At 64.1% G+C, this 12,499-nt stretch carries 13 protein-coding genes; 3 read left to right on the top strand and 10 right to left on the bottom strand.

Translation table 11 applies throughout. The features are described 5' to 3' along the window. Positions 1-97: 97 nt before the first annotated feature. On the bottom strand, positions 98-994 hold the full coding sequence (locus tag GSQ92_RS24850; protein ID WP_158801408.1) for a LysR family transcriptional regulator: 897 nt from the start codon (positions 992-994) through the stop codon (positions 98-100). Between the two features lie 146 nt (positions 995-1,140). Here GSQ92_RS24850 and GSQ92_RS24845 point away from each other — a divergent pair, with 146 nt between their 5' ends. Continuing rightward, positions 1,141-1,839 carry an SDR family NAD(P)-dependent oxidoreductase gene (locus tag GSQ92_RS24845; RefSeq protein WP_158801410.1) on the top strand — a complete coding sequence of 233 codons (699 nt, stop codon included), beginning with the start codon at positions 1,141-1,143 and terminating at the stop codon, positions 1,837-1,839. Positions 1,840-2,084: 245 nt separating this feature from the next. Continuing rightward, positions 2,085-2,393: an MFS transporter gene (locus tag GSQ92_RS24840; RefSeq protein ID WP_216849890.1), complete on the top strand. Its 309-nt coding sequence runs from the start codon at positions 2,085-2,087 to the stop codon at positions 2,391-2,393. A gap of 240 nt (positions 2,394-2,633) precedes the next feature. Here GSQ92_RS24840 and GSQ92_RS24835 read toward each other — a convergent pair whose 3' ends face one another. The 9 genes from GSQ92_RS24835 to GSQ92_RS24795 are packed head-to-tail and all read right to left on the bottom strand — an operon-like array spanning position 2,634 to position 11,393. After that, positions 2,634-3,329 carry an HpcH/HpaI aldolase/citrate lyase family protein gene (locus tag GSQ92_RS24835; RefSeq protein WP_158801412.1) on the bottom strand — a complete coding sequence of 232 codons (696 nt, stop codon included), beginning with the start codon at positions 3,327-3,329 and terminating at the stop codon, positions 2,634-2,636. Next, positions 3,326-4,240, bottom strand: a complete 915-nt coding sequence (locus GSQ92_RS24830; protein WP_158801414.1) for an NAD(P)-dependent oxidoreductase — start codon at positions 4,238-4,240, stop codon at positions 3,326-3,328. Before GSQ92_RS24830 ends, GSQ92_RS24835 begins: the two co-directional genes overlap by 4 nt. Beyond that, the gene (locus GSQ92_RS24825) at positions 4,237-5,655 is read right to left on the bottom strand and encodes an amidase (protein ID WP_158801416.1); all 1,419 of its coding nucleotides are present in this window, start codon (positions 5,653-5,655) and stop codon (positions 4,237-4,239) included. Before GSQ92_RS24825 ends, GSQ92_RS24830 begins: the two co-directional genes overlap by 4 nt. A gap of 7 nt (positions 5,656-5,662) precedes the next feature. After that, entirely contained in the window at positions 5,663-5,860 is a 198-nt protein-coding gene (locus GSQ92_RS24820; RefSeq protein ID WP_158801418.1) for a hypothetical protein, read from the bottom strand. Beyond that, positions 5,857-6,843, bottom strand: coding sequence for an oligopeptide/dipeptide ABC transporter ATP-binding protein (locus GSQ92_RS24815; RefSeq protein WP_158801420.1), 987 nt, complete (start codon positions 6,841-6,843; stop codon positions 5,857-5,859). The genes GSQ92_RS24820 and GSQ92_RS24815 overlap by 4 nt, the downstream gene beginning before the upstream one ends. Then, positions 6,836-7,813, bottom strand: a complete 978-nt coding sequence (locus GSQ92_RS24810) for an ABC transporter ATP-binding protein (RefSeq protein ID WP_158801422.1) — start codon at positions 7,811-7,813, stop codon at positions 6,836-6,838. The genes GSQ92_RS24815 and GSQ92_RS24810 overlap by 8 nt, the downstream gene beginning before the upstream one ends. Next, on the bottom strand, positions 7,810-8,703 hold the full coding sequence (locus GSQ92_RS24805) for an ABC transporter permease (RefSeq protein ID WP_158801424.1): 894 nt from the start codon (positions 8,701-8,703) through the stop codon (positions 7,810-7,812). The genes GSQ92_RS24810 and GSQ92_RS24805 overlap by 4 nt, the downstream gene beginning before the upstream one ends. After that, a complete protein-coding gene (locus GSQ92_RS24800) occupies positions 8,700-9,653 on the bottom strand; it encodes an ABC transporter permease (RefSeq protein ID WP_158801426.1) in 954 nt (317 codons plus the stop codon). Before GSQ92_RS24800 ends, GSQ92_RS24805 begins: the two co-directional genes overlap by 4 nt. Before the next feature lie 21 nt (positions 9,654-9,674). Further along, positions 9,675-11,393 (bottom strand): ABC transporter substrate-binding protein, encoded by a 1,719-nt coding sequence (locus GSQ92_RS24795; RefSeq protein ID WP_158801428.1) that lies wholly within the window; start codon positions 11,391-11,393, stop codon positions 9,675-9,677. A gap of 235 nt (positions 11,394-11,628) precedes the next feature. On the opposite strand from GSQ92_RS24795, the gene GSQ92_RS24790 reads away from it, so the two are divergent. Next, complete coding sequence (locus GSQ92_RS24790; RefSeq protein ID WP_158801430.1) at positions 11,629-12,366, top strand: IclR family transcriptional regulator; 738 nt, start codon at positions 11,629-11,631, stop codon at positions 12,364-12,366. The last annotated feature ends 133 nt before the right edge of the window (positions 12,367-12,499 follow it).

Genomic DNA, 12,499 nt, shown 5'->3' with positions numbered 1-12,499 from the left:
CTCAAAGCGTGCGAAAGCTCCCCGAGCTCCCGTCCGATACTAACGACCGTGCAACTCTCGCATCCATCCACAAAGACGGCCGGCTACGACTAATACGTCAGCGCATGGCGGGATTTGCGGTAAGGAACTGTTGCTCCAGAAAGTCGATGAACGCGATGACCCGCTGGCTGAGCAAGCCTGCCGTTGTCACAGCATACAGGTTCGCCTCGCCGACCGAAAATACATCAAGCGCGGTCGTGATCTGGCCGGCGCTCAACTCCTTCCGGATACCCAAAGCGCCTCTCCGGATGATGCCGCGTCCCGCGAGTGCCCAGTCGCGAAGGGCCGCGCTGTCGTTGGCAACGCGATCTCCTTGAACGCGGACCGACATCGGCTTGCCATCAACCAGGAAAGGCCAGGCGGCGGACGGTGCGTCGGGGCGTGCGTGTACAAGGCAATTGTGCTGCGCAAGATCATCCGGCTTCTGGGGCATGCCCCGCGCATTCCAGTAGGCCGGCGCCGCGCACACGACTCGGCTGACCCGCAGCAGCAAGCGCGCTTTCAAGGTCGAGTCAGTCAACGGGCCGAAGCGTAGGGCGACGTCGATTTCGTGCCCTACCAAATCGACGACATCGTCCGCGAAATGCAGAGTGATCTTTACTTCCGGATGTTCGAGTAGAAACCGGTCGACGACAAGCGCTAGCCCGTGCCAGCTAAATTCCTGCGGAGCGGTGATCTTGATCGGGCCTCGCAATGGCCCATTGTGCGCACCCGCGATCGCCGCATCCCAGTCGGCTAGGATACGTCGCGAGTCAGACAGGAATTGCCGCCCCTCGTGAGTGAAGGACAACCGCCTGGTGGACCGGGTGATGAGGCTTGCTCCGGCCCGCTCCTCGAGCTGCTTCAGCGCGACCGTAACCGTCGATGTGGCCACGGACTCGAGGCGAGCCGCTCCGGACAGGCTGCCGGTCTCGGCGATGCTGACGAAAAGGCGCAAGGCCTCAATCGTGTCCATTTCTCGCGGTTCCCGAAAGGTGAAATCGAACCAGGCCTGATTATCACAGGTGGCGAAACAAACAATATTCCGGCCTCACACCTTGGACCGCCGACCGCCATGCCATGCGGAACCGCGGCCAAGATATTTCCTGGAAAGACAAGATCATGGCTAAGGTCGTCATCGTCACCGGCGCTTCGCAGGGCATCGGTGCTGAAATCGTCAAGGCGTTTCGAAGGCTCGACTACCGCATTGTCGCGACCTCGCGCACGATCGAGCCGTCTGAAAATCCGAACATTCTGACCGTCGCAGGTGATATCGGCGATCCCGCGACCGCCCAGCGCATCATTTCCGAAGCGGTCGCGCGGTTTGGCCGGGTCGACACGCTGGTAAACAACGCTGGCATCTACATCGGCAAGCCTTTCACCGAGAACACCATTGAAGACTATAACGCCGTCATGAACGTGAACATGGCCGGCTTCTTCCACATCACCAAGCTGGCCATCGCCGAAATGGAAAAGCATTCGAGCGGCCACGTGGTGAGTGTCACCGCCAGCATCGAGAACGGCATCACTGGCGCGCACATGGCGCTGGCGGCGCTGACCAAGGGCGGCCTGAACGCCGTCACCCGGGCGCTGGCGATTGAATATGCCAAGCAGGGCATCCGCGTGAACGCGGTCGCGCCAGGCGTTACCAAGACGCCGATGCATCCTACGGAAAATCACGAAATGCTGGGCACTTTCCATCCGCTGGGCCGCATGGGCGAAGCAAGCGAAGTCGCCAGCGCCGTCGTGTTCCTGGACTCGGCAGAGTTCGTCACGGGAGAAATCCTGCACGTCGACGGCGGCCAGAGCGCCGGTCGCTAAGCGAGTCCAATGGAGCCTTTGCGGTTATCGCGAAGGGCTCCATTAGCCTTCCTGCAAAGGCACCCTGGAATGTTCCAGACCCCTTTCACCCGGTGCAGAGACTGACCATCCGTGCGCTTCAGCTTCTCTTCGCAAGAGGACAGCTTCCGCGGCCGCGCCGTCTCTCTGATACGCTGAACGATGCATCGCCACCGACGCAGTTGGGATTCAGGCCGGCAATTTTCAGCACGCCCATAGGAACCGATTTGCCTCCAACATCAAGCCCGGCGGCGGTGCAACAGTCGTCCCTGGCGGTGCTGCTAGCCAGCAGCTTCGCCTTCATCATCGTCCAGCTGGACGTCACCATCGTCAATGTCGCGCTGCCCAAAATGGGCGTGGAGCTGGGCGCCCAGGTCAGCACCCTGCAATGGGTGATCTATGCCTACACGCTCGGCTTCGCCAGCTTCTTGCTGTCGGCCGGCGTGATTGGCGATAAATTCGGCGCCAAGCGTGCGTTCCTGAGCGGATTCGCCCTGTTCACTGGCCTTCCTCGATTCCACTTGCGCCCACGATAGTGCCGGCCCTGACCACGTCGATCTTGTTCAGCGTCGAAAGGCATCTGGCCGGGACGGCATCGGCCGTGCTGAACACAGCGTGCCAGGTGGGCGGCGCGACCGGGGTCGCCATCTTCGGCGCCATTGTGGCGAGTGGCACCGGCGGGCGGTCATGGGCGGTGTACGGAGTGCAATGCTGATTGAAGCACTTAGTCTGCGATGCGGCCGGAACTTCTGTTCGGATTTCTGATCGCTGACAAACTAGGCTAGCGTCTTCGCCATTTCGGCCGCTTCAAAGTAAGACGCGCCGAGTTTCGCATATTCGTTCAGATGATTGTACAGAAGCGTGACCCCGCGCGCGCGCCAAAATCCGACGTCCGACGCTGTGACAAGCATGCCGGCAGCCTTGCCAGCTGCGGTCAAACGCCCGACGAGACTTTCGATAACCGCGATGACGGCAGGGTCGCGATAGTCTCCGCCTTTGCCTAGACTTTTCGCGAGATCGACTGGCCCAATGAAATAGGCGTCGATACCAGGCAATTCGATCAGCGCGTCAAGAGCCTCGGCAAGACCGGCGGTCTCCACTTGCATGATGACGATCTTGTCTTCGGCGTTGGTCGGGAAGCAGTATCGCACCGATTCGACGACCTCGCGCGCCTGCGGCACAGTCTCCACACGCGGCACGACGATGCCGTGAATGCCGCGCAGCATATAGCGCTCGATGACCCACGGCTCGGGCGCGAAGATCCGCACCAGGGCGCAGAGCCCGGCGGCGCGAGCGGCGCGGGCCATGTCCTCGACGCGCTCCGCCCCCGGGCTGCCCTGCTCCATGTCGATCATGACGGCATCGGCGCCAAGGCCGCCGATGAACTCCACCAGACTGGGTGAAGGATGATCGGGGTTCATCATCACGACGCGTTCGCGCGCTAGCAGCCGCTGCTTGAATGTCCGACTCATGGCCATTCTCCAAATTCCTGACCGTTTTGCCGCCGGTAAGCCTGTATCACGCTGGAGTCCGTAATCCCGCCCCCCTCGCTCGCCAGAGCCGAGGCGACGACGCGGGAAACCGCACGTGCAAGCGGTATCGCGCATGCGAGAGAGGCCGCCTCCGCGAGGATGATCTGGAGGTCCTTCTCAAAGATCGCGAGCCGCGGCCCGCTCGTCGCGTCGCCGCTCAACATGATCGGTGCCTTCGTCTCGAACATTCTCGAAGTGCCGGACGAGGCACAGATGATTCGATAGAGCAGCGCGGGGTCGAGCCCCGACGTCATGCCAAGAGTCAGTGCCTCGGCCGTCGCGACGATATGCGTCGCGGTGAGAAGCTGATTGACCATCTTGGCGCGGGAGGCGTCGCCCGCGCGGCCGCTGACCTCGAAGATGTGCCTTGCGATCACCGGCAGAAGCGGGCGGACCGCGGCCATCGCCGCCTCATCTCCGGCGATGATGGCGGCGAGCTCTCCAGCGGCGGCCCCCGCCGCGCCGCCGCTGACCGGCCCGTCCAGCAGATGAGTGGCCGAGGCCAGCAGCCGGTTCGCGGTCTCTTCGGCAAAAGCCGGCGGCACGGTGCTCGCGAGCCACACGGTCGCGCCGCCGGGTATGCCAGCGGCCGCGCCGTCCGGGCCGAAGAGCGCCGCCTCGGCCTGCGTGGCGTCACGCACAATGACCAGGAGAACCTCGCAGTCAGTAGCGGCCTGGAACGGCGTCGCCGCCCGCTCCGCGCCCAGCCGCACCAGGCCCGCCATCGCCGCCTCGTCCGGGTCGTAGGCGCGAACCTCGTGGCCCGCGGAAAGCAGTCGGGCCGCCATCGCGCTCCCCATGGCACCCAGCCCGAGAATGCCGACCCGCATTGCCAAGACGCCCGCCGTCACGCGAATGGCGGCCTCGCACGGTACCAGCCCGCCGCCTGTTCATAGGCATGGGCGACGCGCAGCACTGTCGCTTCTTCGTGCCAGCGTCCGGCGATTTGCAGCGCGAGCGGCAAGCCGTCGCCGTCGAACCCGGCCGGCACCGAAATCGCCGGCTGGCCGGTGATGTTGAAGGGCGGACAATAGCGCGTCAGCGACCCCATGAGGTTTTCCTGCACGTTCGCGACCGTCACCTCCTCGGCGCCCACCGGCCAGGCGGGGAAGGGCACGACCGGCATCAGGATCACATCAACCGACCGCATCACCGCCTGATAATCCGCGATGATCTTCTGACGCACCCGATGCGCGTGAACATATTCGACCGCCGGCATAAACGCGCCCTGCCGCACCAGGCTCAGCACGGTCGGCGAGTAGTCCTGCGGCCGCGTCTTGAGATAATCGCGGTGGCTCTCGGCCAGTTCGGACGCCGCGATTGCCCACATGATGGTGCGCGACAACAGATGGTCCGGCAGATCGACCTCGACGATCTGGGCGCCCTGCTCTGCCAGCGAGGCGATCGCGGCGTCGCAGGCGGCGCGCATCTGCGGGTCGATGAGCTCGCTCGCCTGCAGCTTCGGCACACCGGCGACGATCCCACGCAGCCCAAGCCCCAGATCCGCCGTGACATCCGCCACGGGACGGCGGGAACCCGCGGGGTCGCGCGCATCGGGGCCCGCGATGGCATTCTGCACGAGCGCCGTGTCGCGCACGGTACGCGCGAAGGGGCCGACGTGATCGAGGCTGTAGCCCGCCGGTACCACGCCCGCACGGCTGACAACGCCATAGGTCGGCTTCAGCCCGACAATGCCGCAGGCGGCCGCTGGCAGGCGCACGGAACCGCCGGTATCCGTGCCCAGACTCGCATAAGCAAGCCCGGCCGCGACTACGCAGGCGGGACCGCTGCTGGAGGCGCTGCAAGTCCGGTCGGTCTGCCACGGATTGCGGACTTCGCCGTAATCCTCGTGCACGCCGCCAAAGGCGAATTCGTAGAGATTGGTCTTGCCGAGGATAACCGCGCCAGCCTGCTTCAGCCTTTGCACGACGGTCGCGTCCTCATCCGGCACCCAATCCGCCAGGATGCGAGATCCGGCCGTGGTCCGAATGCCGCGTGTCGCCATATTGTCCTTGATGGCAACCGGCACGCCGTGCAGCGGTCCGAGGCGCAACCCGGCTTGCGCCAGTCGATCCATACGCTCGGCCTGCGCCAGCGCCGACTCGGCCAGCACGGTGATGAAGCAATTGAGCTTCGGATTGAGCCGCTCGATCCGGTCGAGCATCAGCCGCGTCACCGTCACGCTGGTGATCTCGCCCTTCTCGAGCCGCGCGCTGATCTCGCTCAGCGACGTGAAGGGGAGATCGGTATCCGTCTCGGTGCTCATCTCCGCCTCACCAATGATCGATCGGGAGCGTGACAGATGGCTCGAAGCCCGTGACATGCACGGCCCAAAGCGCGGCGAGGCCCGCGAAACCTCCGGCCAGTTGCTCCGCCAGAGTCGCGGCCTCTGCGGCACTCACCTTGATGTCGATCATCTCCGCATAGCGCTGCACCGCCTCGGCGGTGACGGCGAATTCCGGCTGCGTCATCTTCGCGCTCCCTCTACTGGTCCAGCCCTGGCGGCAATGCGGCCGTGACAACTTACCTGACGTCCCGCCCCAAACGGCAGCAACATCGGCACGACTGTGCGACATTGCGGCTGCTCCAGGCTGCAGACTCCCGCGAAGCGGCAGCCGTCTGACGCCACGACCTGAACGCGGTCGCCCTTCGCCAAGCCACCGCCCCGCAGCGCGATCTCGGGATCACGGAGCGCCAGAAGAGACGCGGTGTAAGGATGCAGCGGCGTTGCGAACAGATCGGATGTGGTCGCCGTCTCCACGACCTTGCCGCCAAACAGCACCAGCGCCTCGGCGGTCAGATGGCGGACCACCGCCGGGTCGCTGCTGATGACGACATAGGTCAGTCCCAGCGAACCGGCGAGATCAACCAGCAGATTGAGGATCTGCGCGCGAATGGAGACATCCAGCGCCGAAACCGGCTCGTCGAGCAGCAGCAGGCGCGGCCGCGTCGTCAGGGCTCGTGCGATGGCAAGGCGCTGGATTTGTCCGCCGGAGAATTCATGCGGATACCGCGTCATCTGCGACGGTGGCAGCCCCACCTGCTCCATCGCGGCACCCACGGCACCCCGCAGCTCCGCAGCGCTGAGAGCACCATAGCTCAGCAACGGCATGCCGATCCCATCCATAACCGGGCGCATCGGATTGAAGGAGCCCTGGGCGTCCTGGAAAACCAGGCCGATATGGCGTCGCGCCCTTTGCCAATCCCCCCGCGAGGCCCGGGCAAGATCCATCCCGGCCACGCGCACCGCGCCGGAGAGGGGCCGCATGAGGCCCGTCGCCACGCGGCACAGCGTCGTCTTGCCAGCACCGGAGTCACCGATAACCCCGAGCGAGCGATCCTGCATCACACGCAAACCCACGGCATCGAGTGCCCGGGAGGCGCCCGCCCGTCCGCCACCCCGGCCATAAGTCGCCGTCACCGCCTCGAGTTCCAGCAGCGGCGCGTCAGTCACGTCGCGCTGCCGGGTCGAGGAGGTGGCAGCGTGCCTCGCGCGCGGGGCCCGCCGGCAGAAGCGCCGGCATCTCCTCGCATGCCGCGAAAGCATGCGGGCAGCGCGGCCGGAAGCTGCATCCCGAAGGCAGCGCCGCAAGATCCGGCGGCGTTCCCGGCAGCTCGAACAACCGTCCGCCCTCGCGCTTCTGCAACGCCGAGAACAGCAGGCCCTGCGTGTAAGGATGCCGGGGATCCGAGAAGATCGCCTCGGCCGGACCCTGCTCGACGATGCGGCCAGCATACATGATGACGACGCGATCCGCGATGCGGCGCACCACGCTGAGATCGTGGCTCACCAGGATCATCGCGAGCCCGGTCTCCCGACGCAGCTTCTCCAGCAGCGCGAGCACCTCGATCTGGCTGAGGAGATCGAGAGACGTCGTCGGCTCATCGGCGACCAGAAGGTCGGGCCGGATAAGCAGAGCGAGCGCGATGCTGACACGCTGCGCCACACCGCCGCTGACCTCATGCGGATACTTGTCCAGCACCGCCTCGGCATCGGCGATGTTGCAGCTCTGTAGCGTCTGGATGACCTCCGGCCGCAACTCCCGCCAGGGCTGCGGCAAGTGCGCGCGCAACACCTCCGCTATCTGCGCACCCATTCTGTATGCCGGATCGAAGGACAGGCGCGAGTTCTGGAAGATCATGCCGATCCCCCTCCCTCGTATATGCCGCAGCCGCTTCTCCTGATGCGGCCGCAACTCCTCGCCCTTGAAGGTGATCCGGCCACCGACATAGCGCGTCGGCGGCGAGGGCAGCAGCCAGGACAGCGACATGCAGGTCACGGTCTTGCCGGAACCGGATTCACCGACAATGCCCAGGGATTCGCCGGATGAGATGGCGAAGGAGACATCCTCCACGGCATGCACCTCGCCCGACGGCGATCCGAAACGCACCGTCAGGCCCGAGACCTCCAGCAGCGCAGTCACAACCGGGTCCGCAGCCGGGGATCGAGCGCCACGCGCAGGCCGTCGCCCACGTAGTTGAACGCCAGGGCGATGATCACGATGGCGATACCGGGCACGGTGGAAACCCATGGCGCGCTGTCGAGCGAATGCATGCCATCGGCGATCATGGCGCCCCAGTCGGGCGTCGGCGGCTGTGCGCCAAGGCCGAGGAAACCGAAGCCGGCCGCGAAGACGACCATCGCGCCCATATTCGTCGTGCCGTAGACGACGACAGCGGGAATCACATGCGGCAGAATTTCGCGCCAAAAAATGCGCCCGTCACCAAAGCCGGAGACGCGCGCGGCTTCCACAAAAGTCGCGGAACGAAGCTGAGCGGTGGTCGTGCTGACGACACGCGCGATATAGGGCGTGATGACGATGGACATCGACAGCACCACCGTCGGCAGCCCGCTGCCGAGCGCCGCCGCGATCGCGATGGCGAGCAGCACCATCGGTATCGCGAACAAGACGTCCAGAACACGCATCACCGCTTCGCCAACGGTGCGGTGGTAGTATCCACCGATCATCCCGAGAATGAGGCCGATGATCCCCGCGACGGCGACGGGAATAATGGCTTCCGGAAAGGCGAGCCGGGCACCAAAGAGGATACGAGCCAGCATGTCCCGCCCCTGTGTATCGGTTCCCAGGATATGCCCCGGCGAAAAGGGCGGCACGAGGATGTTGTCGTCGTCGCCCTCAGTCGGATCGTAAGGCGAGATCAGCGGCGCGAGGACCGTCACGATGACCGCGAGGAGCAGCACGACAACCCCTACCACCGCCATGCGGTCGCGCATAAAGGCGGCCAATGCCTGCCGCCGGGCCGATCGCGGCAGTTCTCCCGTTACGGCCGGCGCCGTGGTCGCGGCGCTCACGATCGCGCTTCTCGTGGATCGAGCGCCATACGGGCGAGATCCGCGACGAGATTGACGAAAATGAAGGCGGCCGAGACGATCAGTACCGCCGCCTGCAGCGTCACGTAGTCGCGCGCCTGGATCGAGGAATAGATCAGATAGCCCAGGCCGGGCCAGCCGAAGACGACTTCCACGAAAAGAGCTCCACCGAACAGGAAGCCCACCTGCAGCCCGGTAATATTGATCGCGTCGGGTAGCACATTGCGGAAGGCATGCACCACTACCTGCCGCCATCGCGGCAGACCTCGCGCCCGGGCCGCCAGGATATAGGGCTGCACAAGCGCCTCCATCATTCCCGAACGCACGATGCGGGCGATGACGGCGAGCGAGATGATCGAATTCGCGAAAGCCGGCAGGATCAGATGTTTGAGAACGCCGAGAACCGTCGGAGGCCCGAGCGGCGAGGCCATGCCAAGCGCCGGTAGCCAGCCGAGCCGGATGGCGAAGAGATAGATCAGCAGCAGCCCAATCCAGAACACCGGTGCGCTGGCACCAATCAAGGTCAGCAGCATCGCGAGACGATCGTACAGGCTGCGGTGGTAGAGCGCCGTCGTTATCCCAACCATCAGGCCGAGCACGACAGCATAGAAGAGGCTGCCCGCTGTCAGGATCAAAGTATGCTCCAGCTTCGGAAACAGCAGCGCCGTCACCGGCACGTGGAATTCGGTCGAAGTGCCGAAGTTTCCAGTGACCGCGCGCTTAAGCCAGATCCAGTATTGCTCCGGCAGCGACCGGTCGAGACCCAGTTCCTTCGTGACCGCCGCGACCGCTTTGGGATCCGAAGCCGCCATGCCCAGCATTGCGAGCGCCGGACCGCCCGGTACCAGATGCAACAGGCCAAAGGTTACGAGCGAGACGCCGATCAGCGTCGGAATAATCGAGAGGACACGCTGGGCGGTATAGGCGAGCACTGCCCAGCGGTCCTGACGTCGCTAGCTCTGCACCCAGACTTTCTTGAAGTCCCACCACCAGTCGGAGGAATGCACGAAGTTCCGAACCTTCGGCGAAATCACGACCGGCGCTAGATCATTGACGATTGGCAGCAGCCACATCTCCTGTGCGTTCAGCGCATCGACGGCACGATATTTCGCGATGGCTGTCTCATCGTCGAGCGAGGAATTGGCTTGGTCGAGCAGAACATCGAAACGCGTATCGGGCTGATGGCCGACATTCAGCGCCGAAGTCGTGCGCAGCGGCAGATTCGGCCAGTATATCGAGGTCATGCCCCAGGACTGCTGGTTCATGCCGATGCCGGCCGTCATGCCGCCTGCCCAGGCGTGCAGATAGCTGATCCATTCCATCGTCTGCAGCTTGATCTTGATGCCGACTTGCGCCGCATCTCTGGCGATCCATTCCGCCATCCCGACCGGATCCATCTCTCCTGATCCACCCGTCGGAATCTGAAAGGTAGTCTCGAAGCCTTTCTCCAAGCCGGCATCCGCAAGAAGTTGCTTCGCCGCTTTTATATTATGCTCGGGATAGCCCGCCTGATCGGTCCAGGACGGGCAGGTTCTGCCGTTGATGCTAACGGCGGGCAGTGCCGTGCCGCGCATCAGCCGCTTTGCCATAGCGTTGCGGTTGATGGACATGAAGAAGGCCTGCCGCACGCGGCGATCCTTCCAATAGGGCTCATGCGCATTGAGTTGCATATACCACAGATGCGGGTTGGCTCGGGCCGTCACGATAAAGCCCTCGCGCTGGAGCGACGCGATTTCCTCGGTTGGCGGCGCGAAGATCACATGCGCATCACCGCCGCGAAGCGCCGCGACGCGCGTCGATGGGTCGGTTAGCGCCTTGAAGATGATCCTGTCGGCTTTCGCTGCGCCTGCCGGATTCCAGTATTTTGGGTTCTTGACTATGTTGAGCTGATCGCCCGGAGATTGACTCTCGAACAGGAACGGTCCGGTGCCGATAGGATGCGCCGCGATCGCCGCCGTCCCGCCTGTCTTCCAAACCGCCGGACTGCTCATACCCATCGTGCCGAGGCCAGACTCCGGCATGCCGCTCACGAAGGGTGCGAAAGGCTTGGCGAGCTCGAACACAACGGTACCCGGATTAGGTGAGGTCATGCTGACCATCTGGGCCGGATTCCAGAACCACGACCGCACGGCCGCCGCCGTGGTGTCGAATTGCGGAGCGTTCTTGCGCCCGAGCTTGCTCTGATCCCACTGCCGCTCGACATTCCACATCACCGCCGCGGCGTCGAAAGGCGTGCCGTCGCTGAAGGTCACGCCATCCTGGAGATGAAATGTGTAGGTCTTGCCGTCGGACGAGCGATCAATCGATTTCGTGATGCCGGGCACGATCGGATCGGAAAGCCCGGACGGATTGTCCATCTCGCGGGCCACAAGCGATTCGTAGATTTGATAGAGGCAGGTGCGCCATGTCACCGCTCCGGTGCCAAGACATGGATCGAGCACATCCCAATTCGATTCCTGACCCACCACCAGCGTGCCACCCGAACCATCCTGCATGGGACCAGTTATCGGAAAGACCGCATCCGAGGCCGCTGCCTCGGCCGGTGCGCTTCTCAGCAGGGCGGAGATCGCCGTGACCGAAAGCCCGAGTGCCGCGGCGTGCGCCGCGAAATCTCGGCGGGAAAGTTTGCCGTGAACCAGATCGGTCAATGCGCCGTCGACGCTGCGGGTCATTTCAAGCCTCCCAGTTCACACGGTAGTCGCGCCAGCCTGGACTCTCACTGTATGAGCGTGACTTTCGCTCCATGATCATGATAGGCAAGATGCGCGGAGGCTCGCAAGCATCTCGTCGAATTCTGCGCGATTCTTGGGAACTGATTTCTGAGCTTGGCGAGACGACTGCCCCGGTGACGCGAATATTGCGCCAGTCCGAAGCACGTAAAAGTAGAAGCGGAGTTTGCTGTAGACGATGCGTACACTGGATCGGATCACCGCAATCCTCGACATTGTCGCCGCCAGCCCTGGCACGGGGCCGGCCGTCGTTGCACGGCAAATCAACCTGCCGTTGCCAACGGTCAGCCGGCTGATGCGCAGCCTCGCGCAGCGCCGCTATCTACAACCCGAGGGCCAGGCCAATGGTTATGGGCTCGGCAGCCGGCTTCTTGAACTCAGCTACGCGGCCCGGCCGACTCACCTTCTGCAGCTTCTGGTGCCCGAGATGGAGAAGCTGCGCGATGCCGTCGAGGAAACGGTGTCGCTGCATGTCCGCGCCGGAGATCAGCGCATCTGCATCTGCGAAGTGCAGAGCGGCAAGTCGATCCGCCGCGTCGTTCCCGTAGGCTTCGTGGTGCCACTGCATTTCGGAGCGACGGGGCTCGTATTGCTCGCCTTTACCGCGCCTGCGTTCCAGAGCGCGTATATCAACGGGCTCGCCTTGAGCGACGACGCGGAACGCGAACTCCGTGCCGAGCTCGCATTGGTTCGGAAGCAGGGCTGGGCGATGGCGGAAGGCTCGTGGAACAGCGGAATCGCAGGCGTGGCGGCGCCGATCCAGCATCATGAGTCCGTCGTCGCGTCGCTGGCTGTTTCCGGGCCTATCTTTCGCTGGAACCGCGCGGCGATGATGGAGCATGTCGAGCACATCGCCGCCGCGGCGCGACGCGCTTCCGCCGGCCTATCCGGCGTGCCGCTGGCCCACGCTGGTTAGAGCTGCATGTTTGAACCATGCTCATTTCCACCACGTCATGCTCGGCGAAGGCCGAGCATCCACGCCTTTGCGTGACGAAGGCAGGCGTGGGTGGCACGCCCTCGCGTGCCATGACGAATCTTTAGATCGCTAG

The sequence above is a fragment of the Acidisoma sp. S159 genome (assembly GCF_009766125.1).
In the GTDB taxonomy this organism is placed as follows: domain Bacteria; phylum Pseudomonadota; class Alphaproteobacteria; order Acetobacterales; family Acetobacteraceae; genus Acidisoma.
The sequence above is the reverse complement of the archived record's forward strand: the minus strand, read 5'-3'. Positions and strand labels throughout refer to the sequence as shown.